This window comes from Corynebacterium sp. HMSC036D02, from assembly GCF_001836165.1.
GTDB lineage: Bacteria > Actinomycetota > Actinomycetes > Mycobacteriales > Mycobacteriaceae > Corynebacterium.
This window is the reverse complement of sequence record NZ_KV827649.1, coordinates 114006-137772: the sequence shown is the minus strand read 5'-3', so window position 1 is coordinate 137772 and position 23767 is coordinate 114006. Positions and strand designations below refer to the sequence as shown.

Genomic DNA, 23767 nt, shown 5'->3' with positions numbered 1-23767 from the left:
CGTCTTCTTTAGCTCTGATGCTGGAGCTGGGGAACAGTTAGGAGGCCGTGAAAAGTGTCCGGGAACGCTCCGCGGCGTCGTGGAAGGCAGCGGTGACCAAGGTCCCGAAAGCGCTGAACTCATCGGCACGGGCAGCGGAAGAGCGGAAGACAAGCCCCACGTGCCGCTCCGCCGTGACAGAAGGGGCAAAGTGTGCGACGGAGAGCCGCGGATTCTGGCATTCCGTTGCCAGGGCGGACTCGGGGACGAGAGTGGCGCCGAGGTTTCCCATGACCAGCTGCAAGATAGTAGTCAGCGATGAGGCTCGAGTGACGGCATTGGTGGCTTCGGAGGGATTGACCTTCGCGCGGCGGCACAGGTCGAGGACTTGGTCGCGGAGACAGTGGCCGTCGTCAAGCAGGAGCAGATCAAGGTGCCCTAGATCCTCGAGCGTGAGATCCTTTCGACCCGCAAGTGGGTGCTCTGCCGGGGTGACTGCGGTGAAGGCCTCGCTGTAGAGAGGAATCTCCACCATTCCGGGGGCTTCGGTGGGCAGAGCAACAATGGCCAGGTCCAGGTTGCCCTCGCGCAGCTTGTCCAGCAGGTGCTGGGTCTGTTCCTCGACGAAGCGGGGTTCTAAATCGGGATAGGTTGCGCTGATGGACTGCAGCAGTCCCGGCAAAATATAGGGCGCGATGGTGGGGATGATGCCGATAGTGAGGGGGCCGGTAAGCGTGCCGCTAGCGCCGCGCGCTTGGCTGAGGAAAGCATCGGAAGCTTCGAGTGCTGCCTTGGCATAAGGCAGTAGCGCTTCACCTGTGGACGTCACGATGACCTTGCGGGTCGAGCGTTCGATCAGCTGTACTCCCAAACCTTGCTCGAGTGCGACGAGGGCCTGGGAGAGCGAAGGTTGGGAGATATCGAGTTTGGCGGCTGCGGTTCCAAAGTGCTTGTTTTCCGCAATCGTGACGAAGGTGCGCAACTGGGCGAGGGTTGGGCGATACTCCTTATTGTTCATGCCTATAACTCTAACATCTCTAATTCGTGGAGCCTATTGACGTGCCAAGCCTTCCGTGGCATACTTAACAAGCGAGCGACTGCGTACCAGCCAAAAGGCAAAGTGGTGTGCGGTCGTAGAGATTTGCATCACTTTTGTGCATTGTTGTGACTATTGAAGGAGATGAGTCTTCTATGCCTATCTTGACCGTTGGTGAGAAGTTCCCGGAGTTCGAGCTGACCGCGCTGAAGGGTGGCGACCTCCACGACGTCAACGCTAACCAGCCGGAGGACTACTTCGAGCAGGTATCTCTGGACAAGTACCAGGGAATGTGGAAGGTCGTGTTCTTCTACCCGAAGGACTTCACCTTCGTCTGCCCGACTGAAATTGCGGCCTTTGGCAAGCTGAACGAGGAATTCCTGGACCGCGATACCCAGGTTCTTGGCGGCTCCACCGATAACGAGTTCGCGCACTTCAACTGGCGTGCAACCCATCCGGAGCTGAAGGAAGTTCCGTTCCCGATGTTCTCTGATATTCGCCACGACCTGATCCGTGCCCTCGGTGTGGAAAACGCCGACGGTGTTGCTGACCGCGCTACCTTCATCATCGACCCGGACGGTGTTATCCAGTTCGTGTCCGTGACTCCGGATGCTGTCGGCCGCAACGTAGATGAAGTTCTGCGCGTGCTGGACGCCCTGCAGTCTGAAGAGGTCTGTGCCTGCAACTGGGAGGCTAATGACCCGACCAAGAACATCGACAAGCTCGAGGTTGTTAAGTCCGCTCTGTAAAACAGCACTAAGCACAACCGCCCAACCTTAAAGGAGTTAGATCAGTGTCCATCGAAAATCTGAAGTCCGCGCTTCCGGCATATGCCAAGGATCAGAAGCTCAACATTGGTTCCCTTACGCGTAGCACCGAGCTGAATGAGGAGCAGCTGTGGGGCAGCTTGGTTGCTGCCGCCGCTGCGACCCGCAATGACCTGGTGCTGTCGGAGATTCTTGAGGAAGCTCGCGAGCACCTCAGCGAGGAGGCAATTGGCGCAGCTCTCGGCTCCGCCACGGTGATGGCTATGAACAACGTGGCCTACCGCGCAAAGAGCTGGTTGGGTGATGATTTTGCCCAGGTCAAGTTTGGTCTGCGCATGAATATCATTGCTAAGCCTGGCGTAGACAAGGCTACGTTCGAGCTGTGGAGCACAGTCGTCTCCGCCATCAACGGCTGCGAGCACTGCCTGTCCGCACACGCTAATACTCTCCTCGAGGAAGGCGTGACCAAGGAGCAGATTTGGGAAGGCATCAAGGTCGCTGGTGTGGTTGAGGCCGTTGCACAAGCGCTCCAGGCCGAAGCCGTACGCTCCGCTGAGTAAATGACTCAGTGCGCTTTCCCAAGCGCAGTTAAGCAGTCCCACTCACCGCTCGCACTGCGGTGAGTGGGACTTTGTGCATTGTCGGCTTGGGCCCGGACCTGGGGCAGAGGAAAGTGTCCTAGCATGGGCTAGCCGATGACCCCGCCGAAGGCTACGCCGATGCCATAGGTGATGGCTAAGCCGAGCGCACCACCGATAACCAGGCGGCAGACGGAGCGCGCGGCATCCGTGTCAGCGAGGCGTGCCGAAACGTAGCCCGTGATTGCCAGGGCGATCAGGGTAACAATGGCGACTGTTGCTGCAGCCATGCTCATGGGTGCGAGGAAGATTGATAACAGGGGGAGTGCGGCGCCGGCAAGGAAGGATACGGCCGACCACAACGCGGCGTGCCAAGGATTTGTCAGGTCTTCGCCATCAATGCCCATCTCCAGTCGAAGGTGTGCCTCGAGAAGTCTATCTTCGGCAGCGATCTCGCGGGCGGCAGTATCCGCGGTTTCGGTATGCATGCCGTAGCTGGCGAGCATAGAAACGAGCTCGGCATGCTCTTGCTCGGGGAGATCTGCCAGCTCGCGGGTCTCCTTGTCTATCATCATGCGCTCGGAGTCGCGTTGTGCCGAAACAGAGACATATTCTCCGAGTGCCATGGAGGCAGCGCCCGACACCGTTGCGGCTAGGCCGGCGGTGAGGATGGCGCTTGCCGACGCCCCAGAACCAACGACGCCAAGTAGAAGTGCCGCGACGGAGACGATGCCGTCGTTAGCCCCAAGTACACCTGCGCGAAGAGAGTTCAGACGAGCGTTGTGTGAGGCTCCGTGGGGTTCGCTGATATGTTGTGGCATTGCCAGCTCCTTGGATACCAGAATATGCGTGGCTCTCTAGTGCTTTCGCAGTTGTCTAGAGAACTTCTTATGTTCCAGTATCGCCGCTGGTCAGGGCCTTGTAAAGCGTGTGTAGGCTTAGCTGAATGCAGAGAGTGAAGGCTTAGATTATAGTGCCGGTCCATTCACCGCATGCCGCACCGTCCACGGAAAGAGCCATGGTAAACACTTCTTCCGAGAGGTTGAAATGAGCGGTGGGGAGGGTAACAGTCAACTCTTCCGGGGTGTACTCGTAGGGGTAATCAACCCGACGGTGGGCGTCCCTGGTGTCCTCGCCGAAGGAAGAGATTTCCATCGACGTGAGCTGCTCTTGTTCGAAGTGAGCGGTGAGCTCCAGATCGAGGGTGTGCAGGGTGAACACGACGTCACGGTGGTGGGGCATTCCTCCAAGGAGCCAATGCACGGTGACGGCGTCTTCGTGCGTCTCAAAATGAACGCCTGCGAGGCGGATGCCGGTGGGCGGGGTGTTCTGTTCGTTCATAGCGGTCCCCACTGTACTCCCCGGATACCTACTTAAAGTCGAGAGAAAAGTACTCAGCCCTAGTCAGGTGCAGAACCTTTTCAAAGAGCCAGCAAAAGAGCAGCGCAAGGGCGAGGGGAAGGATGACATAAACGAAGGTAATAATCATCACGTTGCTGGCGCTCCAACCCCAGCCTTCGTAATTGAGGGCTGCCAGTGGGCCCATGAGGCCGGAGATGCCAAAGCCAGCAGAGATAGGGGTGCCGGAGATTCCTAAAGCGCCACCGACGCCGCCCAGCACGGCAGCGGAGCATATCACGGGCAGGAAGGTGACTGGCTTGGATAGCATGTTGGCCATTTGCACCTTCGGGGAACCCAAAACATGCAGGATAGAGGTGGCGAAGCCGTTGACGCGCCAGCCGGCAACGAGGAGTGTGAACCCAGCGGCGACGGCGCCCAGGTTCGCGGTACCGGAGGCGATGCCGTCAATGAAGATGGCAGTGGCAATGCCGACTGTGGAGACTGGAGAGACAATCATGATGGCGAAAAGGACGGCGAGGACAACACCCATGAGAACCGGCTGCAAAGTAGTTGCCCCATTGACCAAGTTGCCCAGCCAAAGAGTGAAGACCTTGACGATGGGGAAGGTGACAGCCCAACCGATGGTGCCCGCCACCAGCGTCACGATGGTGGATAGCAACAAAATAGAGTAATTTTTCAGCCTGTCGCCGATAAAGAGCAATAATCCCACTGCTATGGCTGCGGTAAGGCCTGAGTTGATAACAAGACCGGTGCCTTTGAGGAAGAAACCGCCTTCGGGATTAACAGTGGCCACGCCTGAGCCGCAGAAGGAAGCAATGCCGACCGCAGCAGTCTGGATGGGGGTCATCTTGAATTCGATGCCCACGAGGACACCAATCATTACCGGCAAGAGGCTTGCGGCTAAGCCCGTCAGTGCAATGACGGTGGCTGCGCCGGACCACAAGGGGAGTAGCGCCTTGGCTAATTCACCGAGCAGTGCTTGTGGGACGAGCGACACAACGACGGCGATGGAGATGCCGTTGAGGACCTTCATGGTGAAGGAGCCGGGGGTGAGGCGCTCGGCCGCAGGCGCTGCGCTGGCGTGAGGGATAGGGGAAAGCTTGCGTTCGTCTATCTGCTGTGGCGTACTCATTCCCCAATCATACGCATAATATGCGGTGTGTAGAAAATATTAATTCAGAAAGGGGGGTATTAATAGTCCCTGCTTATGCGCCCTAGTACTCCACGCGCAGCTCGGATAGCCGTACCTCCCCGGCTTCATCGGAGGCATCGAGATCTACGGTGCCAACGAGCTGATAGGAATTATCACCCTCTGGGTCCTTAAGGATCTGACGCACGGTCCACGACCGCGAGCCGCCAACGCCACGAGCGCCCGAACCTGCGTCGCCCTTGTCCAGGAGGAAGTATTCCTGGCCCCTAGCCGCTGGCCCAGTGTCAATGTCATCGTAGTCATCGAAGTAGTCATCGAGGGCACGGCTAAAGTCAGGAATCTCCTCCAAGTAGTCCAACAGGTCTGCCAAGCGCTCTTCCTTCTCCAACGCAAAGAGTTGGGCAAGGCGGAAGAAGTAGTTGCGCACCATGATGCTGAAAGCCCGCTGATTCGCGGTCAAGGCGGTGGGATCCTCGACTCCGAAGGCCAACTCGCGGTCCAAATCTTCCTGGGAAATGGGGGAGTCCTCGCCAGCCATCTCAGCCCACTCGTCGACAAGCGAAGAATCGACTTGGCGGATAAGCTCCCCGAGCCAGACGATAATGTCCTCGAGTTCCTCTGTGAGGAACTCCGCAGGAATGGACTGCTTGAGCGTGCGCCAGGCATCGGTCAGGTAGCGCAAAATGACGCCTTCCGAGCGGGCCAGACCGTAGGTGGCGACGAGATCGGAAAAAGTCATGGCGCTCTCCAGCATGTCGCGCACTACAGACTTAGGCCGCAGCTCGAACTCCTTCGCCCATGGGTTGGTCTGGCAGAAGGTCTCATAGGACTGCTCGAGGAGCTCTTCCAGAGGCTTTGGCCACGTGATGTCTTCCACGATGGCCATGCGCTCGGTATAGTCCACGCCCTCCGCCTTGAGTGCTGCGATTTCCTCGCCGCGTCGCTGCTTTTGCTGTGCGATGAGAACCTGGCGAGGATCATCAAGTACCGCCTCGAACACGGAGATGACATCGAGGGCATAGGTCTCGGACTCGGGATCCAGCAGGGTGAGCGCTGCCAGCGCGAAGGGCCCTAAAGGCTGGTTGAGGGCGAAATCGCGCGGCATCTCTCGCACGACGTGGTAGGGACGGCCGTAGATATCGAGCCCCTTCGTAGACTTTTGCACCACGCCCGAATTGAGAAGTCCCCGGAACAGACTCAATGCCGTCAGGATGTCCTCGTTCTGGCGGGCACGCGTGTTGTGGCTGGTGCGCAGCAGGTGCTTGAGATGCTCGTAGCCGTTGCCGTGCCGGGCGAGCACGTTGAGCAACATGGAATTGGACACTCGGAATTGGGACGTTAGTTGCTCCGGTTCGGCGTCGATAAGCCGTGCGTAAGTCTGTTCCGACCACGACACTTCACCGTCGCGCGCAGACTTCTTTTTCAGCTTCTTGAGCCTTGCTGGGTCATCGCCCACACGGCGCCGCGCCTTGGCGTTCTCAATCTCATACTCCGGCGCCTGCACGACGACGGTGCCTTCCGTGTCATAACCGGCGCGGCCAGCGCGGCCGGCAATCTGGTGAAACTCGCGAGACTTCAGAATGCGCTGGCGGGTTCCATCATATTTGGCAAGGCCGGTCATCAGGACTGTGCGAATGGGGACGTTGATGCCCACGCCCAAAGTATCGGTGCCGCAAATAATCTTGAGAAGGCCCTTCTGGGCCAGGCGCTCAACCAAGCGCCGATATTTCGGCAACATACCAGCGTGGTGCACACCGATTCCCTTACGCAGAAGCTTAGAGAGGTCTTTGCCAAACGTCGTGGTGAAGCGGAAGCCCGCGAGCTCAGCTGCAATGGCCTCCTTCTCCTCCGGGGTGATGATCTTCGACAGGGAAGTCAACGCCTGCGCGCGCTCTGAGGCCTCGCGCTGGGAGAAGTGGACGACATAGACAGGGGCCTTGCCATCGGCGAGCAATTCTTCGATGGTTTCGTGGACCGCGGAAAAGACATAAGAGAAGTCGAGGGGCACTGGGCGAGTTGTTCCCGCTACCAGAGTCGTCGTACGGCCGGTACGCTCCGTCAAATCCTTCTCCAGCCAGGCGGTATCGCCCAAGGTGGCGGACATGAGCAAGAATTGGGCCTTCGGTAGCTCCAACAGCGGAACCTGCCAGGCCCAGCCGCGATCAGGCTCGGAGTAGTAATGGAACTCATCCATGATTACCTGATCAATGGCGGCTTCCGCGCCATCACGCAGCGCAATATTGGCCACAATCTCAGCCGTCGCGGCGATGATGGGAGCGGAGCCGTTGACCGTGGCATCACCGGTCATCATGCCGACGTTCTCGGGGCCGAAAATCTCGCAGAGCGCGAAGAATTTTTCGCTCACCAAGGCCTTGATGGGTGCGGTGTAGAAGCTGCGCTGGCCGCGCGCCAAAGCAATGAAGTGGGCGGCGTTGGCCACCATGGATTTGCCGGAACCAGTGGGAGTTGCCAGGATGACGTTATCCCCGGCAAGAATGCCGAGGGAGGCTTCTTCCTGCGCTGGGTAAAGCGAAATACCACGGCCAGAAGTCCAGGACAAAAATGTGTCCCAGATGGCCTCATCAACCATCGACTCGGGGACTTCGGCGAGATCGGGCAACATCTGAGAAAGGTTCACCCGTCCCACCTTAGGCGAAAAGCACCGCGGACTAGGCCTCCGCCCTAGAGTCCCCCGGAGGGCTGTTCTCGGTGCTTGTGTTCGTGCGGTATACCTAACCGCGATTAGACGTCATCATCCATATCCGAGCCGGGGCCTTGCTCCCGCCCGTAGTTGTCTTCGCGGTCATCGATCTCTTCGGAGAGGATATCCGGGTTGTCGTCGAGGCCCGCGAGGAAAGCTTCGAAGTCTGCTCCGATTTCCTCACCAGTAGGCATATGCTCTTCGCCCGGCATAATGGCCTGCGGGTGGCGGGAGCGGTAGCGCTCCATGTAAGCGTCATATTGCTCCTCCAGCTGGTGGACCACGCCTGCAATTTCCTCAGAGTTGGTAACCTGCTCCTCCAACTGCTGGTTAACGCGAGTCACGTCTGCTTCCAAGCTGCCCAGTGGGATGTTGAGGCCAGCTGCGCTCGCCACCGAATCCAAAAGACGCAGCGTGGCCGACGGGTACGGGGAGGCGGCCAGGTAATGCGGAACATGAGCGGTGTACCCGGCGACGCGGCGGCCCTTCTTGTCCAAAGCTCGCTCGATATACAGGGCGGCGGCGCCGGGGACCATCATGGTGGATTCCATGCGCACCATTGAGTTAAGGAGCTCCGGGGAATTGCCGTGCGCCGTTACTACAGTGGGGCGGGTGTGTGGCACCGGCATGGGGGCCGAGTAGAGCATGATGGTGTTCTTGATATCGAATTTTTCGACCAAGTTCACCACCGCATCCGTAAAGGCCTCCCACCGCAAGTCCGGTTCAGGGCCCGAAAGAAGCAAGAATGGAGTGCCAGAGTTATCCCGCAGCACCTTGATACCTAAGTCAGTGTTCTCAATCTCCATCGTGCGGTCATGATCGATGGTGACGGCGGGGCGGCGCGAGCGGTAATCAATGAGCTCATCATTGTTAAACGAGGCCAGCTGGCGGTTTTCTAAAGCGGCCTTGAGGTGATCGGCACTGGCTTCGACGGCCTGTCCGGCGTCGGCATAACCGTTCATAGCAACGATCATCGTGGGGCCGTTGTCTGGAGTCGAATCATCCTTGACCACTGGAGCGGGATACTCCAGTTCATACATGCGGCGCTGTTCTTCCTGCATGGTAGTGACTCCTCCTTCTCATCGTGCGCTTCTTAACGAGCGTACGGACTTCTTCAGCGTTCTGTGTCATGCAACGCTTAAGGCTTGTTGCCTATTCCCAGCTGAAATGGTGCTCCAAGGAGAACACATACCCGGCAGCCTGCCTATGCAGAACTGTCTGCGGGAACTGGTAATGATCGTACAAGCATGCCATACAGTCACTACTTCTTCCAGGCTGGCCTTTGCCCTGGTGTGGATAACCCAGTGGATTCCCAAGGATTGAGTGACAGCCCGGACTTGTTATCCACAGATATTCCGTGCGCGCCGGGGTATCCCTAGCGGTGGCTACTGCAGGTGGTTCAGGCTACAAGGCATGAACACTTTTTCAACGCACACAGACCGTATGCCACCGATAACAACTCCAGGTCATCTCCTCGCTAACATCCCCGGGCTCCTAGGTTTCTATCCCACCGAATCGGTGGTGTTTATGGCCATCGACACCACTCCACGCGGCCCAGCCATGGGGCCGCTCGCTCGCGTCGATATCACGGATGCCCAAGGAGCAATCACAGACATCGCACCGCTCCTAGCGGAGCATGCCCGCGAAGGTGTCTTTGCCTTCCTCATCTCGAAGCAGCCTCTTACCCAACTGCGGGCAGTGTCCCACTGGCTTTATGGCCTGGACCGCGCTGAGGATGGAGTGGAGATCGACGCCGCGTGGTATGCCCAGGAAATCACCCAGAATGAGCCCTATATCTTGCTGCATGGAACCGTCAATGCGGACGGTAGCGGGCCGATGAAGAAGTGGGTTGAAGGGACTATACCGGCGCTAACCGACGCCCCCTCGATGCGCTCTTGCGTCGACCACAATGTGGTACCTGAGCTAAACAGGGAGGATTTCTTTGCGGTCTTTGCACCTGGGAATAGCTACCTCGACGCCGAGGAAGCAGAAGTCTTAGCGCAGCAAGCTCGCGATGCGGCGACGCGATATCGCGAGCAGGTGGCTGTGGCACAAGGAAAGAAGCGCACAGACCTGCTGGATCACTTTCTTGAGGATGCCCAGTGGGCGCTTGAACAAGTCGCATCCGTGGAAGAAGCAGAACAGGATAGCAAGCTACTGGAATCTTGCGCAGTGTGGTTAGCGACAACGTGGACGCGTGACCTCGTGGTAGATATTTGCGCGAAGGCAGGCGAATCTGGGGCGGACCTTCTCCTCGCAGCGGCCCGCACATTCAGCGGGGAGCTGCGGGCGAATGCACTGACCCTTTTCGCATTAGCGCAGTTGGAGCAGGAGTGGGATATCCTCGCCGGGCCAGCATTGCAACTTGTCACGGAGGAGTTTCCCAGCCACCGCCTCGGCGCGCTGCTGTGCCAAGCGTACCGCCATGGCCTGCACGAAAAGATACGAGATTCGATTCATACAGGGGCACTCAAGGCTTATGACAACGCCCTAGGGGAGGAGCCTGCAGAAAAGACGCTTAGCGCCGAGCGGAATGGGCCCGCTCGCCGAGCTGCCGGGTGAAGTTCCAAGCATCCGTGACGATGGTCTTCAGGTCGGTGCGGCTCGGGTTCCATCCGAGCTCGGATTTAATCTTGTCTGAGGAAGCCACGAGCGTCGCAGGGTCACCAGCGCGGCGCGGCGCAAGCTCTGCTGGGATGGGGTGTCCAGTGATTTCGCGGCAGGCCTCAATAACCTGCTTGACCGAGTAGCCGTCCCCGGAGCCGAGGTTATAGATGCGGTGGGTGCCAGTGGCATTGCTCTCCAGCGCCAACACATGGGCTTCGGCCAAGTCACGAATGTGGATGTAATCGCGCACTGCGGTGCCATCGGCGGTGTCGTAGTCATCGCCAAAGATGAAAATCTTCTCGCGATGTCCCAGCGCTACCTGCAGGACAAGCGGAATGAGGTGGGTTTCCACCTCGCGGTTCTCTCCGATATCACCATAGGCGCCAGCGACGTTGAAGTAGCGCAGGGAAGTCGCCCCCAAGCCATAGGCCTTGGCATAAGAGGTAATCATGTAGTCGATGGCAAGCTTCGATGCGCCATAAGGGTTCGTCGGCTGGGTGGGCATCGTCTCCGTGATCGGCACCTGCGCCGGCTCACCGTAGGTGGCAGCGGTTGAGGAAAAGACGAGGTTGGTGACCTCGAATTCACGCATGGCGTTAAGCAGCGTAAGCGTAGTGACCACGTTGTGCTGCCAATAGTCAGCTGGGGCCTCCATAGATTCGCCCACGAGGGAGCGCGCCGCGAAGTGCAAGACTCCTTCGAAAGCGCCCTCAGACAATACCTCACGAGCGACATCAGCCACGTCGCCTTCAACGAGGCGCGCGTTCTCCGGGATGGCCTCGCGGTTGCCTGTGGAGAAATTGTCGATGATGGTGACATCATGGCCTTTTTCAACGAGGACGGCCGCGCATACGCTGCCGACATAGCCGGCTCCGCCGGTAACTAACAGCTTCATTGGTTTAGTCCTCCTTGACGCGGATAGCGTGAGCAAGGTCGTCGACAAGCTCGACGGTGTGCCCTGATGTCGTTGTCAGCCTAATCGTCCCGCTCTCATTGACCACGGTGACGTGCGAGCCAACCTGGATGCCGCAGGCATACAGGTCGTGGAAGGTGGAATTATCAGCTTGCAAGACCTCATTGATTTGCACGATGGTGGCCTCGGTTTCTTGGCCCGTGGGAAGGTCGATGGCGCGGGTACCCAAGTCGAGCTCTACCGGAGCCATACCCAGCTGTGCCAAACCGGGGATTGGGTTGCCGAATGGTGAGCGGGAAGAATCCTCCAGCACCGCGACGACTCGCTTTTCCACCTCTTCGCTCATCACGTGTTCCCACCGGCAGGCCTCGTCGTGGACCTTGTGGATATCCAAGCCAAGGACATCCGTGAGCAACCGCTCAGCCAAGCGGTGTTTGCGCATGACGTTGGTAGCTAATTCGCGGCCCTGCTGAGTGAGATCAAGGCTGCGGTCGGTGCGCACGTGGAGAAGTCCATCGCGCTCCATCCGGGCCACGGTCTGGGAGACGGTCGGTCCGGACTGCTCTAAACGCTCTGCAATTCGAGCGCGCAGTGGGGTGATACCTTCCTCTTCGAGCTCGTAGATGGTTCGCAGATACATTTCCGTGGTGTCAACTAGGTCCCTCACGTGGGCTTACCTTTCTGCGTTGTCGGCGGTCCGTAGCCACATAGGTTTAGGCGCGGTAATAGAAGTCTATTAAGAGAATATCTTAAACAATAGCGCATTTTTCGAAAGCTGAGAGCGCGCAGCACTGTGCGTCTGGCAGGGGGAGTGGGGCGGGATTGAAAAGCCTTGAGGATCACCGTGCGGTAACACAAAAGCCACCGAGCAACGTCCTCTGCGGCCCAGCAACACAAGTCAACTGGGCAGCAAGGGCATTCCTCGATGGCTAAGGCTGGGAAGGAAGCTAAGGCTTAGAGCGCGTACTCACGGAGGCGGTCCGCACGGTTACCCTCGCGCAATTTAGCCATAACCTCACGCTCGATTTGGCGAACGCGCTCACGAGAGAGGCCGAACTTGCGGCCAATCTGGTCGAGGGTTCGCGGGACACCATCGTCCAAGCCATAGCGCAGGCGGATGACATCCTGTTCGCGTTCCTCGAGGGAACCAATCACGGAGCGGATATCGGAGTGGCGCATGGAGGCCACCACAGCGGTCTCGGCATCCGTTGCTTCAGCATCCTCAATGAAGTCACCCAACGGGGCTTCCTCATCGGTGCCGACTGGCATGTCCAAGGAGACAGGATCGCGGGACTGGCGCAGCAGCATCTCGATCTTGGACTCTTCGATTCCGGATTCTTCAGCGAGCTCCTCATTCGTGGCCTCGCGGCCCAAGGACTGGTACATCTCGCGCTTAATGCGGGAAAGCTTATTTACCTGCTCTACCAGGTGCACAGGGAGGCGGATAGTGCGGGACTGGTCAGCCATGCCGCGGGTAATGGCCTGGCGGATCCACCACGTTGCATATGTGGAGAACTTGAAGCCCTTGGCATAATCAAACTTCTCCATCGCACGAATCAGGCCCAAGTTACCTTCCTGGATGAGGTCCAGCAGGGGCATGCCACGGCCGGTATAGCGCTTAGCCAGGGAGACCACGAGACGCAGGTTCGCCTCCAGGAGGTGGGAGCGTGCCTTCTTGCCTTCGCGGGCCAAAATCTTCAGGTCGCGCTTCTCAGCGCGGGTCAGCTTTTCGGCATTGGCGAGCTTGTACTCGGCGTACAGGCCAACCTCGATGGCCTGTGCGAGCTCAACCTCGTCCTCAGCACTCAGCAGCGCAGTTTTGCCGATTCCGTTGAGATAAACGCGGACCAAGTCCGCGGAGGGATTGTCATTTGTCTGGTTACGGCGTGAGCCGCGGTCAACTTCCTGTCCGTCCTCGTCCTGGACGCTAGCAGCGGATGATGTGGCCATCTCATGCCTCCTAAGTTGCGGCTTGGTTCATCTCCTACAACGAGCTTTCAGCGCAGTTAGTTCCCGTGGCACGAAAAATGTTCTAACACCCCACGGGAAGAAGGAGGTTTTAGGCCATTTTGGGGGAGGCGCGCCGCATCTAGACTTCCACGAGCACGGTGAATGGCCCTTCGTTGACCGAGGAGACGCGCATCATCGCTCCGAAGCGGCCTTCCTCCACGGTGATTCCGCGGTCGCGCAGGCGCGCAACAATTCCCTGAATCACCGGCTCCGCGGCTTCTCCTGGGGCAGCATCTGACCACGAAGGGCGGCGGCCTTTCGCGGTTCGTCCGTAGAGAGTGAACTGGCTGACCACCAGAACTGGCGCACCACTATCGACCACGCTGGTTTCGCCCTCGAGGATGCGCAGCTCAGCGATCTTGCGCGCCATCGTGTCCATCTTCTCTTCCAAGGTCGGGCCGTCGCTAGCGGTGGCGTCACCGCCTGCCTCGACGTCCTCTCGCGATACACCAATGAGTGCCAGGATGCCGCCGGTGTCGGGGCAGGTAATGGACCCAACGACGTCGTTGTTCACGGTGACAGAGGCTTCAGAAACGCGGGTTAAAACAGCACGCATGGGAGGGAAGTACACAGCCTTTCTGTAGAGGAGTTCTTTCTCGGATGAGAAGTCTGCGGGGACTGAAGGAGGAAAGTGGCTCGTAGCGGAGGAACGAGGCTACTCAGTGTTGCTAAAAGCTAGCAGCTCGGTCGGGATGAGAAGCCCATGGCGGATAAGATCCACGATGGCCGGAAGTGCTGCACTGACCAACTCGGCTTCTTCAAAACCCTGCGCGGCAGCGTAGAGCTCGATGGTTTCACCGATGCTCAAACCATTCGGGTTAAGCCCGGCGACAATGGCAGCGAGATGCTCATCGACATCGTGCTGCCAGCGGGGACCATCGGTGCGGCTGAGCCGCAGCGCCGCGCGTTCAAAGCCCATGCCTAGGTCTCCATCGGGCAGTGCAACGTCTTCACGGGCCACCCCGGGGCGCAGCTGCACATGCTTAGTTTCCAATTCACCCGGCACCAGGTTGCGCAGCCATTCGACGCGCGCGAAGTACTCTTCCACTTCAGGGCCGAGCGGATCGATAACTGGCTGCGCCATGGTCTCCGCCAAGATATCCGAGGGCTCGTCCTCACCGATGCGCTGGATGGCCACGAAACCAAACCCGATTCCGGTGACCTCATTTTCACGGAAGTGCTCCAGCCACCGGCGTGACCGCTCTTGGCCTTCATGGCTGCGAACATCCACGGATTCATCGCTCAACCAGGTTGAGACATATAACGCTGGGTCCGCTACATCGCGCTGAATGATCCATGCGGCCACGCCGGTATCCGGCAGCCACGAGGCGACGCGCTGCTGCCATGATTCTTCGCCTTGATGCACCCAGGCTGCGAGTATGTGCGCTGTGCCCCCAGGGTTGAGATGCTCGACTGCCTGGGATACCACTAGCTCGCTTGCTCCATCCAGGTTGAGGCCGGAGTCTCGATAGACATGCCCCACTTCGGGCAAGCCAACCACGAATGGAGGGTTAGCCACAATGCGGTCGAAGCGCTCATTCTCAACCGGTTCGTACCAGGAGCCGTGGCGTAGCTCAACGCGGTCTTCCGCCTCCGCCGCGAGGACGGTGGCGCGGGCGAGTTCGAGGGCTCGCTCATGGACGTCGGTAGCCACAATGCGTTGCGCAGAATCCAGCTGCCCGAGGACCTGGACGCCCGAACCTGTGCCCAAATCTAGTACTGATTCCACCGGTGTCGTTGGCGTGGAATGCAACAAAGACAGGCTGGCCGAGCCTACTCCCAACACATGCTCAGAGCCAGGTACGTGATCCACCAGCGATGCATCAACATCGGAGAACACGACACGATTCTTGCCCACGATGATGTGCGGTCGAATGTCATAAGCCACGTAGGCGGTGCCGTGTTCATCGCTGAACACGACACCGCAATCAATGAGCTGGGCAGCTAGGCGCGCACCGAGGACGTCGGAAAGCAGCGTGGCTGGTACATGTTCATGTAGCAAGAAGATACGGATGAGATGGTCCAGGCGGGAATCACCGTTTGCGCCCAGGGCAACTGCGGCGGGCTCTCCGCGATGCAGGGCTTCGGTGAACTCGGGTCCCAGGTGGCCTGCGATGCCATCCGCACTAAACCCTGCGTCCGCAAAGACTCGGGAAAGTTCTGCCGCAACGTCCGCGATGGGGTGTTCCGGGTTCATCGCTGGGCCAAAAGGAGAAGGCTGCTGGGTGCTCACAAGAGAATCCTTAAATGCATCGGGGAGGGAAACAGTGATGTTCTAATCTTCGTGGTCAATTGTGTCAGTTGCAGTACTGTTTGCGTCTGCTCCTGACGAGGGATTGTGCCGCCCAGGCGCGCCGGGCAGTTCACCGTGGGAACCGCTGGTGAGTTCCTCACGTTGCGCCTGCGCCATTTGCCGGGCAAGGGCTGGTTTATAAACAGCTTTTTCGCGTTTGTCTTTCTTTTGACCCCGGCCATTGCCAATGACCACAGCGATCCAGGGGAGAGGGAAGGTGACGGCGACGACGAGGGCAGCGGGAATCCACCACTGCCAAACATAAACCATGGCTCCGGATATCAGGAGGGAGGGAACGCGCAGAAACTGCAGTATGGAGTAGATGATCTCGCGGCGATGCCGGTCTTGACCCGGGGCGAGTTTTGCCGTGGTGATGAGGTGCGTTTCGCGCCCGAATCGACGTCCGCGCCGCTGCCCCGATCGTGGGGTATGGCGGGTGTTATCGCGCGAGTTCGAAGGGGTCATGCCTATCAGCGTAGCTGGAGGACTCGCCAACTTCGATACTGATGCGGCATGATAGTGGGCGTGAGTACGACGACTAAGACTATTGAGCGCCCTGATGTCCGCGAGGATACGTCGACCAACGACGACACCCCGAAGTTCTTCCACTACGTGAAGAAGAACCAGATCCTCGACTCCGCGGTCAACGGCAAGTACGTCGTTGCCCTGTGCGGAGAGACCTTCCCGGTAACCAAGCAAGCCAAGCCTGGTTCGCCCGTGTGCCCTGACTGCGAGCGCGTCTATAAGAGCTTGCGCCGCCGTTAAGCTGTGCATCGACGTTCATCCTGCGTCGATGCCAAGCATTAAGGATCGAGAACTTCAGAGAAGCGGGATGTTGGGATAACTAGAGGGGGATAATCGCTGACCGTGTCTACACAGACTCCAGCACAGAGATTTGCCAATAGTGGTTCGCTTCGCGTGTGGCAACGCGCAGCTTTGGATAAGTTCCTAGCCACCAAGCCGAAGGATTTCATGGCGGTGGCAACGCCAGGCGCAGGTAAGACTACCTTTGCTCTGCGTGTGGCCACAGAGCTCATGGCGGACCGCACCGTAGAGCGTGTCATCGTGGTGGTGCCCACCGAGCACCTCAAAGTGCAGTGGTCGGAATCCGCCTCCCGCGTAGGGCTAGCGCTCGACCCCAAGTTCACAAACTCCTCGGGAGTCAACCCCGCGATGGACGGTGTCGTGGTGACCTATGCGCAGGTGGGCATGCACCCGTACAAGCACCGCGCGGTTGCCTCGGCGCGGCGCACCCTGGTGATCCTCGATGAGATCCACCACGCCGGTGAAGCCAAGAGCTGGGGCGATGGTGTGCGGGAAGCCTATGATGATGCGGAGCACCGCCTCGCGCTGACCGGTACTCCCTTCCGCTCCGATGACTCGCAGATCCCTTTCGTGCGCTACGAGGAGGATGGGGAAGGTCACCTCGTATCCCGCTCTGATCACACGTATGGCTATGGCGATGCGCTTGCTGACGGTGTCGTGCGCCCCGTCGTCTTCCTCAGCTACTCCGGCGAGTCCCGCTGGCGCGATAGTGCCGGTGAGGAACATGCGGCCCGTCTCGGAGATATTCTCAATCCGGAGCAGACCGCCCGCGCCTGGCGCACGGCCCTCGACCCGAAAGGCGAGTGGATCCCCACCGTCTTGCAGGCGGCGCACACACGGCTGATGCAGATGCGCCGCAACATGCCGGACGCCGGCGGCCTTGTGCTCGCTACCGACACGACAACCGCGCGCGCCTACGCCAAGATCCTCAAGCAGATTTCCAATACCCCAGTCTCTGTCATCCTCTCCGATGACCCAGGCTCCTCGGCGCGTATTGCGGAGTTCTCTGAATCCACCGACGAGTGGATGGTGGCCGTGCGCATGGTGTCGGAGGGCGTCGACGTTCCCCGCCTCGCAGTGGGCGTGTATGCCACCTCTGCTTCGACACCGCTCTTCTTCGCACAGGCCATCGGCCGCTTCGTGCGCTCCCGCATGCCCGGCGAGACAGCCTCAGTCTTTCTTCCTTCCGTGCCGGTGCTCTTGGGACTTGCCGAGAACATGGAGAAGCAACGCGACCACGTTCTGGGAGGGGAGAAAAACCCCGACAAGGAAGGCTGGGACGATGAGCTGCTCGAGGACGCCAATAAGAAGAAGTCCGAACCGGACATGCTCGAGCCTTCCTATGAATCCTTAGGCGCGGAAGCAGAATTCTCAGGACTGCTCTACAACGGCTCGCAGTTCACCACGGGCAACATCACCGATGAAGAAGAGGATTTCCTCGGCATCCCCGGGCTTCTCGACGCCGACCAGGTCAAGGACCTTCTGCGCAAGAAGCAGTCCGATGAGCTGGACCGCCGCGAAGCAGAAGAGAAGGCGCGCCGGGCTGCAGAGGCGGCGGAAGAACAACGCCGCAAGCTCTACGGCACCCCACATGCGCCCAAGCGCGGGGCGGAGGCGTCGGCAAGCAGCGCCGGTTCCCAGCCAGGTGTGGTGGATGAGATTTCCGCGTTGCGCAAAGAGCTCAACACAGTAGTGTCTATCACCGCCCAACGCACCGGACGTCCACACGGCGCCATCCACACCGAAGCTCGCAAGGCCTGCGGGGGCCCGCCCACCGCATTGTGTAATGCTGAGCAGCTCCAGGAGCGCATAGATTACCTGCGCAAGTGGTAGCGCGCGGACGCAGTAGAATTCGGCACAGTATCCGGTAGCGCGGGTAGGCTCGGCAGCAATCCGTAAAGAGTGCTCGAGGCCAATGAAAACCTAAGGAGATGGATGATGAAAAAGCTCATCAACTTACCGGACAACGTAGTAGCCGAATCAGTGGAGGGCTTTGCTTTAGCCCACGGTGACATCGTCACTCGCTCCACCGATCCGCTCTTCGTTGCCCGCAAGCAGGGGAAAGAAGACGGCAAGGTTGCCATTGTCTCTGGCGGTGGATCTGGGCACGAGCCGTTGCATGCGGGTTTCGTTGGGCATGGCATGTTGGACGCGGCAGTGCCAGGTGCCATGTTCACGTCGCCTACGCCGGACGCTATCCAAGCCGCCACCGAAGCTGTGAACGCTGGGGCGGGGGTGCTCTACATTGTCAAGAACTACACCGGCGATGTCCTCAACTTTGACACCGCGGCGGAGCTGGCAGAATTCGATGACATTGAGGTCAGCCAGGTCGTTGTCGATGACGATGTTGCGGTGGAAGACTCCACCTTCACCGCCGGTCGCCGCGGCGTTGCCGGAACGCTGTTGGTGGAGAAGCTGGCAGGTGCCGCAGCTGAACGCGGAGATGATCTCGCGGCAGTAACTGCTGTGGCGAAGAAGGTAGTGGAGAATACCGCGACTATGGGAGCAGCGCTTTCTGCCTGCACCGTGCCCCATGTGGGCAAACCCTCCTTCGGCCTCGGGGAAGACGAAGTCGAACTCGGCGTGGGTATCCATGGCGAGCCGGGCCGCAAGGAAATTCCTCTGGTTTCTGCCGATGATGTCACGGACCACCTGCTCGATCCCGTGCTGGCGGATCTTGAACTGAACAAGGGGGAGCGCACTATCGTTGTCGTCAACGGTATGGGAGCCACCCCGGCGTCCGAGCTGTACGTGGTCTATCGTCGCGTCGCCCAGCGCCTGCAGGAGGCAGGCGTGAGCATCGAGCGCTCCCTCGTGGGTAACTTCGTTACCAGCCTAGATATGGCCGGATGCTCCGTTACCGTCATGCGCGCGGACGAGGAAGACCTCGAGCTTTTTGATGACCCGTGCCACACCGCTGCACTACGACAAGGAATGTAGATATGACCAACAGTGCGACATTGTCAACAGCGTGGGCCCAGGCGTGGATGAAAAACTGCGCCGCAGCGGCACACGAACACCGCGAGGAACTCATCGAGCTTGACCGCGCCATTGGGGATAGCGACCATGGTGAAAACGTCGATCGCGGTTTCCGCGCCGTCGTGGAGAAAGTGGATTCGGATATCTCACCGGAGACTTCTTATGTTGCTGATGTGTTGAAGCTGACGGCGAAGACACTTATGTCCACCGTTGGTGGAGCCTCTGGTCCGCTGCTGGGAACAGCTTTCCTACGCGCGGCTAAAGCCGCTGGCCCTGGAGAGATTGATGCGCCCACGACGGTTGCTCTCATTGAAGCCGCACTTGAAGGAATCACCGTCCGCGGTAAGGCAGCTGAAGGGGAGAAGACAATGGTCGATGCCTGGGCACCGGCCGCACGGGCCGCTCGTGATGCGGCGGATGCCGCGAAGAGTCCCGCTGAGGTACTGCGCGCGGCTGCCGACGCCGCAGCAGCAGGCGCGGAGGCGACTATCCCGATGGTGGCCACGAAGGGCCGCGCTTCCTACCTAGGGGAGCGTTCTGCGGGGCACAAGGATCCGGGGGCTACATCCTCGGCTCTATTTATCGCTGCGGCTGCCGACGCCGCCGAAACCCTCAAGGAGGAAGCATAGAATATGGCACAGCCCCGCGTTGGACTCGTTCTCGTATCACACTCGGCCAAGCTCGCTGAAGGGCTGACTGAGCTTGCTGCTCAGATGGCTCCCGACGTGACCATCCTTCCTGCTGGTGGTTTGGAGGAAGGCGGCATCGGAACGTCTTTTGACCTCGTCGAAGGTGCCGTTAGCCATGCACGTGGCCAAGGTCTTAGCGTGGTCGTCCTTAGTGACTTAGGCTCGGCCACGATGACCGTTGAGTCCGTTCTTGAGTTCCTTGACGAAGAGACGGTGAAGTTTGTCGATGCCCCCTTTGTCGAAGCCACTATTGCAGCAGCCACTGCCGCTCAACAGGGTGATGGACTTGCCGCCGTGGTCAAAGCCGCGGAACGCGCCATCGAGGTCTTCCTTCCGAAGCAGTCCTCAGCCACTGCGTCTGCAGACGAGGATAACCCAGACACAAACGCTGGTGAGTACTCACTGACAGTGACTGTGGCCGATGAGGCGGGTCTGCATGCCCGTCCGGCGTCAAGGATTGCAGAGTTGGCTGCGGAAGCAGCAGGGGATGTAACCCTCTCCTGTCACGGAGAGTCGGCAGAGGCAGATTCTGCAATGATGCTGATGTCTCTCGGGGTATCCCAGGGCGCTTCGGTGACCATCAGCGGAGAAGTTTCCGATAAAGACGTCATCGATCGGATCGCCACAGCGATTGAGTTGGGGATCGAAGGCTAGAAATCCCATGAGTCTATCGGCTCCATAGGGTAAAGAAAAGCGGCGAGGAGGGCTAAACCTCCTCGCCGCTTTATTCTTTCAGTTTGCTTAGTCTAGGTAGTCGCGCAGCACCTGGGAACGCGATGGGTGGCGCAGCTTAGACATGGTCTTAGACTCGATCTGGCGAATACGCTCGCGGGTAACGCCGTAGACTTGGCCAATTTCGTCTAAAGTGCGCGGCATGCCATCGGTCAGGCCGAAGCGCAGGCGAACCACGCCGGCCTCGCGCTCGGACAGGGTAGTGAGCACATCCTGGAGCTGATCCTGCAACAAAGTGAAGGACACAGCGTCGACGGCAATGACTGCCTCAGAATCCTCAATGAAATCACCGAGCTGGGAGTCACCCTCATCACCGATTGTCTGATCCAAGGAAATAGGCTCGCGGGCATACTGCTGGATCTCCAGCACCTTTTCCTCAGTGATGTCCATTTCCTTCGCCAGCTCCAGAGGGGTAGGCTCGCGGCCCAAGTCCTGCAACAGCTCACGCTGGATACGGCCCAGCTTGTTGATGACCTCCACCATGTGCACTGGAATGCGAATGGTACGTGCCTGATCCGCCATGGCGCGGGTGATGGCCTGGCGAATCCACCACGTGGCATAAGTGGAGAACTTATAGCCCTTGGTGTAGTCAAACTTCTCAACGGCGCGGATCAGGCCCAGGTTGCCTTCCTGGATGAGGTCCAAGAATGCCATGCCGCGGCCTGTGTAGCGCTTAGCCAAGGACACCACGAGGCGGAGGTTCGCCTCGAGAAGGTGATTCTTTGCCTTGCGTCCATCACGGGCGATGGCGCGCATATCGCGCTTCTCCATGGGAGAGAGCTTGGCGGCCTTGTCGCCCTCGGCACGGGCCTTTTCCATCTCATCCATGCGGTATTGAGCGTACAGGCCGGCCTCGATGCGCTTGGCCAGGGAAACCTCCTGCTCTGCGTTGAGGAGGGCGACCTTGCCGATTTGCTTCAGGTAGGCGCGGACAGAGTCTGCCGAGGCCGTTAGCTCTGCGTCCTTACGAGCCTGACGCAGGGCTGCGGACTCATCCTCATCCCAGACAGATGAGCCGTCATCCTCTTCTTCGGAGTCTTCGCCCTCGAGGTCGTCATCGTCGTCACCGAACTCGTCGTCCTCGTCCAACTCTGCGTTGTCCGGATCGAAGTCGATATCGGCATCGTCGTTGGTTTCGGCATCCAACTCGTCGTTCTGATCCTCTGCGAGCTCTTCAGCAGACTCAGAGCTTTCAGGCGAGGTTGCCTTCTTCGCCGCCGACTTACGCACAGTCTTCTTGGCGGTCTTCTTCGTCGCCTTCTGAGCAGACTTGCGAGTCGTCTTTTTAGCAGCCTTCTTGGCTGTCTTTTTAGCCGTCTTCTTCGCAGTCTTTTTCGCGGTTTTCTTAGCCGTCTTCTTGGCTGTCTTTTTTGCCGTCTTCTTGGCGGTCTTCTGTGCAGGTGCAGATGCCTCGGAGGTGCTCTCGCCCTCGCCGAGTACCTGGTCTGAAGAATCAGTGGCTGCCACGTACGCCCTTTCGACTTGCTCTTTGAGTGGAAACTATGGGGACGCGCAAGTTTATCGCGACTAGTCCCCGATGCTAGCCCGCCTCCGTAATGAGCAGGGGAGGCGCGCCGCTGGATATTCGATAATCGACAGCCCAGTATAGATCATTTTTGTTACCAGGCGGTGACTGGGGTCAACTGGGGAAGATAGGTTCTGCTCGGTTTATGGGCGAATGCCTTCCTTCGCTGCCATTGCGGCCCCGACGATGCCCGCGCGATTGCGGAGCTGAGCTGCAACGACTGGGGTTTCGATGCTCAAGTGCTCGCCCCACTTGTCAAACTTCCGAGAGATTCCGCCGCCGATGACAAAAGCTGAGGGATTAAAAAGCGCCTCGTATTCGTGGAGCACTCGGTTGACGCGCTTTGCCCACTGCTTAGTCTTGAGCCCCTCACGTTCCTTGACCGCGGAAGAGGCTTGGTGCTCTGCCTCCTTTTTCCCGACGATGAGGTGGCCGATCTCCGTATTGGGGAAGAGCTGACCATCGAGCAGGAAGGCGGAGCCGATGCCGGTGCCCAGGGTAAGGAAGATGACAGGGCCGGAGCGCGCAACGTCATCGCCGTAGGCCACCTCGGCGAGGCCGGCTGCGTCGGCGTCGTTAAGCACGGTAAAAGGAGCATCGAGGTACTTGCCCAGCAAGTCCTGCGCGTCGACCCCAATCCATGACTTATCAATATTCGCTGCGCTGCGAATAATCTGTTCTTTGACCACCGCGGGCATAGTAATTCCGACAGGGCCGTCCCAGTTCTTCTCAGCGACGATCTGGGCGATCACCGTGGCAACGGCGTCGGGGGTGGCAGGCTGTGGCGTGGCGATCTTGAGGCGGTCGCCGACGAACTCTCCTGTCGCGAGGTCTACTACGGCACCCTTGATGCCGGAGCCTCCAACATCGATGCCGAAGGCATGGCTATGGTGCTGGGTGCTCGGATTCGTATCCTGCTGCTGTGTTTCTTGCACGGTCATACTGACAGTCTATGTTTAGCCGCCCGATGATGTGGTGATACTTCAGCATTTGCGCCGAAGGTGTGGGGAGAGTCGCTCCGATTTTTGCCGTCTGGCGCATCGTTCCTCAAAGCATTGTGGGTGGGATGTGAGGAGCTTTACCCAGAAAAATCTTCCACGATGCGAAAGGCGCAAACTCGCAGCTCACAACTATGAAAGCAGGAGCGGAGGGGGTAATAGGGTGAGTCGCGTGGTGCCCCCACGGCGGGGCGAGTGTGACAGGCGGGCCTGTGTGGTTTAGGATGCCGTCGATAAATACACGTACCTATCTATCTAACTCACAGAGGCAAGTATTATGGCCACCGACTATGACGCACCGCGTCGCCGCGCTGAAGATGAGCTCGAGGCTGACTCCCTCGAGGGCTTGAAGGCGGCTGAAAATGACAACAATGGCATGGATGACGATGGCGAAATCGTCGAGGCTTTCGAGCCGCCGTCAGTAGACCTGACGGGCGAGGAACTCAACGTCACTGTCGTGCCGCGCAAGGAAAACGAGTTCACCTGCTCCGTGTGCTACTTGGTGCAGTCCAATAAGCGCCTGGACCATGAAGAAGACGGGCAGCCCGTCTGCATGGACTGCGCTTAGCTCATAGGGGTTCAGCCAATTAGCTGATCTAATGAGCTCCCTGGTTTTGCACGCA

At 59.0% G+C, this 23767-nt stretch carries 23 protein-coding genes; 9 read left to right on the top strand and 14 right to left on the bottom strand.

The genetic code is table 11. The annotated features are described in order from the left end of the window. Window positions 1-37: 37 nt before the first annotated feature. The gene (locus tag HMPREF2743_RS02010; RefSeq protein WP_070744805.1) at window positions 38-997 is read right to left on the bottom strand and encodes a hydrogen peroxide-inducible genes activator; all 960 of its coding nucleotides are present in this window, start codon (window positions 995-997) and stop codon (window positions 38-40) included. A gap of 173 nt (window positions 998-1170) precedes the next feature. Here HMPREF2743_RS02010 and HMPREF2743_RS02005 point away from each other — a divergent pair, with 173 nt between their 5' ends. Then, complete coding sequence (locus HMPREF2743_RS02005) at window positions 1171-1764, top strand: peroxiredoxin (protein ID WP_010190254.1); 594 nt, start codon at window positions 1171-1173, stop codon at window positions 1762-1764. A gap of 44 nt (window positions 1765-1808) precedes the next feature. Beyond that, complete coding sequence (locus HMPREF2743_RS02000) at window positions 1809-2342, top strand: alkylhydroperoxidase, AhpD family (protein WP_070818086.1); 534 nt, start codon at window positions 1809-1811, stop codon at window positions 2340-2342. A gap of 128 nt (window positions 2343-2470) precedes the next feature. Here HMPREF2743_RS02000 and HMPREF2743_RS01995 read toward each other — a convergent pair whose 3' ends face one another. The 5 genes from HMPREF2743_RS01995 to HMPREF2743_RS01975 form a co-directional block, all read right to left on the bottom strand. Then, a complete protein-coding gene (locus HMPREF2743_RS01995) occupies window positions 2471-3181 on the bottom strand; it encodes a VIT1/CCC1 transporter family protein (RefSeq protein ID WP_070527225.1) in 711 nt (236 codons plus the stop codon). A gap of 142 nt (window positions 3182-3323) precedes the next feature. After that, window positions 3324-3701, bottom strand: a complete 378-nt coding sequence (locus HMPREF2743_RS01990) for a hypothetical protein (RefSeq protein WP_070527229.1) — start codon at window positions 3699-3701, stop codon at window positions 3324-3326. 28 nt (window positions 3702-3729) lie between these two features. Beyond that, window positions 3730-4755 carry a PTS sugar transporter subunit IIC gene (locus HMPREF2743_RS01985; RefSeq protein ID WP_371325764.1) on the bottom strand — a complete coding sequence of 342 codons (1026 nt, stop codon included), beginning with the start codon at window positions 4753-4755 and terminating at the stop codon, window positions 3730-3732. 181 nt (window positions 4756-4936) lie between these two features. Next, a complete protein-coding gene (locus tag HMPREF2743_RS01980) occupies window positions 4937-7510 on the bottom strand; it encodes a DEAD/DEAH box helicase (RefSeq protein WP_070527236.1) in 2574 nt (857 codons plus the stop codon). A 104-nt stretch (window positions 7511-7614) separates the two neighbouring features. Then, the gene (locus HMPREF2743_RS01975; protein ID WP_070527239.1) at window positions 7615-8634 is read right to left on the bottom strand and encodes a PAC2 family protein; all 1020 of its coding nucleotides are present in this window, start codon (window positions 8632-8634) and stop codon (window positions 7615-7617) included. Window positions 8635-8986: 352 nt separating this feature from the next. Between HMPREF2743_RS01975 and HMPREF2743_RS01970 the strand changes: the two genes are divergently transcribed. Beyond that, window positions 8987-10135 carry a DUF4192 domain-containing protein gene (locus tag HMPREF2743_RS01970; RefSeq protein ID WP_070527242.1) on the top strand — a complete coding sequence of 383 codons (1149 nt, stop codon included), beginning with the start codon at window positions 8987-8989 and terminating at the stop codon, window positions 10133-10135. On the opposite strand, the gene galE is transcribed toward HMPREF2743_RS01970, so the two are convergent. From galE to HMPREF2743_RS12325, 6 genes are all read right to left on the bottom strand, one after another. Next, window positions 10092-11075: a UDP-glucose 4-epimerase GalE gene (galE, locus tag HMPREF2743_RS01965; protein ID WP_070818085.1), complete on the bottom strand. Its 984-nt coding sequence runs from the start codon at window positions 11073-11075 to the stop codon at window positions 10092-10094. The two genes, HMPREF2743_RS01970 and galE, sit on opposite strands and share 44 nt — an antisense overlap. Window positions 11076-11079: 4 nt before the next feature. Then, window positions 11080-11760, bottom strand: coding sequence for a metal-dependent transcriptional regulator (locus tag HMPREF2743_RS01960; RefSeq protein WP_070527248.1), 681 nt, complete (start codon window positions 11758-11760; stop codon window positions 11080-11082). A gap of 287 nt (window positions 11761-12047) precedes the next feature. Further along, window positions 12048-13043 carry a sigma-70 family RNA polymerase sigma factor gene (locus HMPREF2743_RS01955; protein WP_046648202.1) on the bottom strand — a complete coding sequence of 332 codons (996 nt, stop codon included), beginning with the start codon at window positions 13041-13043 and terminating at the stop codon, window positions 12048-12050. Window positions 13044-13182: 139 nt separating this feature from the next. After that, window positions 13183-13659: a D-aminoacyl-tRNA deacylase gene (gene dtd / locus HMPREF2743_RS01950; RefSeq protein WP_070527251.1), complete on the bottom strand. Its 477-nt coding sequence runs from the start codon at window positions 13657-13659 to the stop codon at window positions 13183-13185. A 99-nt stretch (window positions 13660-13758) separates the two neighbouring features. Continuing rightward, window positions 13759-15300: a DUF7782 domain-containing protein gene (locus HMPREF2743_RS01945; protein ID WP_210383638.1), complete on the bottom strand. Its 1542-nt coding sequence runs from the start codon at window positions 15298-15300 to the stop codon at window positions 13759-13761. A 78-nt stretch (window positions 15301-15378) separates the two neighbouring features. Continuing rightward, on the bottom strand, window positions 15379-15861 hold the full coding sequence (locus tag HMPREF2743_RS12325; protein WP_083298990.1) for a DUF3099 domain-containing protein: 483 nt from the start codon (window positions 15859-15861) through the stop codon (window positions 15379-15381). Window positions 15862-15909: 48 nt separating this feature from the next. On the opposite strand from HMPREF2743_RS12325, the gene HMPREF2743_RS01935 reads away from it, so the two are divergent. The 5 genes from HMPREF2743_RS01935 to dhaM all read left to right on the top strand — a co-directional run bounded on the left by HMPREF2743_RS01935 (window position 15910) and on the right by dhaM (window position 20543). After that, entirely contained in the window at window positions 15910-16161 is a 252-nt protein-coding gene (locus HMPREF2743_RS01935; RefSeq protein ID WP_012715089.1) for a DUF3039 domain-containing protein, read from the top strand. 102 nt (window positions 16162-16263) lie between these two features. Beyond that, a complete protein-coding gene (locus HMPREF2743_RS01930) occupies window positions 16264-18054 on the top strand; it encodes a DEAD/DEAH box helicase (RefSeq protein ID WP_070818084.1) in 1791 nt (596 codons plus the stop codon). A 105-nt stretch (window positions 18055-18159) separates the two neighbouring features. Continuing rightward, entirely contained in the window at window positions 18160-19161 is a 1002-nt protein-coding gene (gene dhaK, locus HMPREF2743_RS01925) for a dihydroxyacetone kinase subunit DhaK (protein WP_070527264.1), read from the top strand. Between the two features lie 2 nt (window positions 19162-19163). Next, the gene (dhaL, locus tag HMPREF2743_RS01920) at window positions 19164-19829 is read left to right on the top strand and encodes a dihydroxyacetone kinase subunit DhaL (protein ID WP_070527267.1); all 666 of its coding nucleotides are present in this window, start codon (window positions 19164-19166) and stop codon (window positions 19827-19829) included. 3 nt (window positions 19830-19832) lie between these two features. Further along, complete coding sequence (gene dhaM, locus HMPREF2743_RS01915) at window positions 19833-20543, top strand: dihydroxyacetone kinase phosphoryl donor subunit DhaM (protein WP_070527270.1); 711 nt, start codon at window positions 19833-19835, stop codon at window positions 20541-20543. 87 nt (window positions 20544-20630) lie between these two features. On the opposite strand, the gene HMPREF2743_RS01910 is transcribed toward dhaM, so the two are convergent. Further along, window positions 20631-22088, bottom strand: a complete 1458-nt coding sequence (locus HMPREF2743_RS01910; RefSeq protein WP_070527273.1) for an RNA polymerase sigma factor — start codon at window positions 22086-22088, stop codon at window positions 20631-20633. A 201-nt stretch (window positions 22089-22289) separates the two neighbouring features. After that, complete coding sequence (gene ppgK, locus HMPREF2743_RS01905; RefSeq protein ID WP_070527276.1) at window positions 22290-23087, bottom strand: polyphosphate--glucose phosphotransferase; 798 nt, start codon at window positions 23085-23087, stop codon at window positions 22290-22292. Window positions 23088-23421: 334 nt separating this feature from the next. Here ppgK and HMPREF2743_RS01900 point away from each other — a divergent pair, with 334 nt between their 5' ends. Next, window positions 23422-23712: a DUF4193 domain-containing protein gene (locus HMPREF2743_RS01900; RefSeq protein WP_070446770.1), complete on the top strand. Its 291-nt coding sequence runs from the start codon at window positions 23422-23424 to the stop codon at window positions 23710-23712. Window positions 23713-23767: the final 55 nt, after the last annotated feature.

What these genes read in the sequence shown, in the direction of transcription:
- HMPREF2743_RS02010 (WP_070744805.1), bottom strand. Translation starts at nt 997, where the DNA reads ATGAACAATAAGGAGTATCGCCCAACCCTCGCCCAGTTGCGCACCTTC.
- HMPREF2743_RS02005 (WP_010190254.1), top strand. Translation starts at nt 1,171, where the DNA reads ATGCCTATCTTGACCGTTGGTGAGAAGTTCCCGGAGTTCGAGCTGACC.
- HMPREF2743_RS01995 (WP_070527225.1), bottom strand. Translation starts at nt 3,181, where the DNA reads ATGCCACAACATATCAGCGAACCCCACGGAGCCTCACACAACGCTCGT.
- HMPREF2743_RS01990 (WP_070527229.1), bottom strand. Translation starts at nt 3,701, where the DNA reads ATGAACGAACAGAACACCCCGCCCACCGGCATCCGCCTCGCAGGCGTT.
- HMPREF2743_RS01985 (WP_371325764.1), bottom strand. Translation starts at nt 4,755, where the DNA reads ATGAAGGTCCTCAACGGCATCTCCATCGCCGTCGTTGTGTCGCTCGTC.
- HMPREF2743_RS01975 (WP_070527239.1), bottom strand. Translation starts at nt 8,634, where the DNA reads ATGCAGGAAGAACAGCGCCGCATGTATGAACTGGAGTATCCCGCTCCA.
- HMPREF2743_RS01970 (WP_070527242.1), top strand. Translation starts at nt 8,987, where the DNA reads ATGAACACTTTTTCAACGCACACAGACCGTATGCCACCGATAACAACT.
- galE (WP_070818085.1), bottom strand. Translation starts at nt 11,075, where the DNA reads ATGAAGCTGTTAGTTACCGGCGGAGCCGGCTATGTCGGCAGCGTATGC.
- HMPREF2743_RS01955 (WP_046648202.1), bottom strand. Translation starts at nt 13,043, where the DNA reads ATGGCCACATCATCCGCTGCTAGCGTCCAGGACGAGGACGGACAGGAA.
- dtd (WP_070527251.1), bottom strand. Translation starts at nt 13,659, where the DNA reads ATGCGTGCTGTTTTAACCCGCGTTTCTGAAGCCTCTGTCACCGTGAAC.
- HMPREF2743_RS01945 (WP_210383638.1), bottom strand. Translation starts at nt 15,300, where the DNA reads ATGAACCCGGAACACCCCATCGCGGACGTTGCGGCAGAACTTTCCCGA.
- HMPREF2743_RS12325 (WP_083298990.1), bottom strand. Translation starts at nt 15,861, where the DNA reads ATGACCCCTTCGAACTCGCGCGATAACACCCGCCATACCCCACGATCG.
- HMPREF2743_RS01935 (WP_012715089.1), top strand. Translation starts at nt 15,910, where the DNA reads ATGATAGTGGGCGTGAGTACGACGACTAAGACTATTGAGCGCCCTGAT.
- dhaK (WP_070527264.1), top strand. Translation starts at nt 18,160, where the DNA reads ATGAAAAAGCTCATCAACTTACCGGACAACGTAGTAGCCGAATCAGTG.
- dhaL (WP_070527267.1), top strand. Translation starts at nt 19,164, where the DNA reads ATGACCAACAGTGCGACATTGTCAACAGCGTGGGCCCAGGCGTGGATG.
- dhaM (WP_070527270.1), top strand. Translation starts at nt 19,833, where the DNA reads ATGGCACAGCCCCGCGTTGGACTCGTTCTCGTATCACACTCGGCCAAG.
- ppgK (WP_070527276.1), bottom strand. Translation starts at nt 23,087, where the DNA reads ATGACCGTGCAAGAAACACAGCAGCAGGATACGAATCCGAGCACCCAG.
- HMPREF2743_RS01900 (WP_070446770.1), top strand. Translation starts at nt 23,422, where the DNA reads ATGGCCACCGACTATGACGCACCGCGTCGCCGCGCTGAAGATGAGCTC.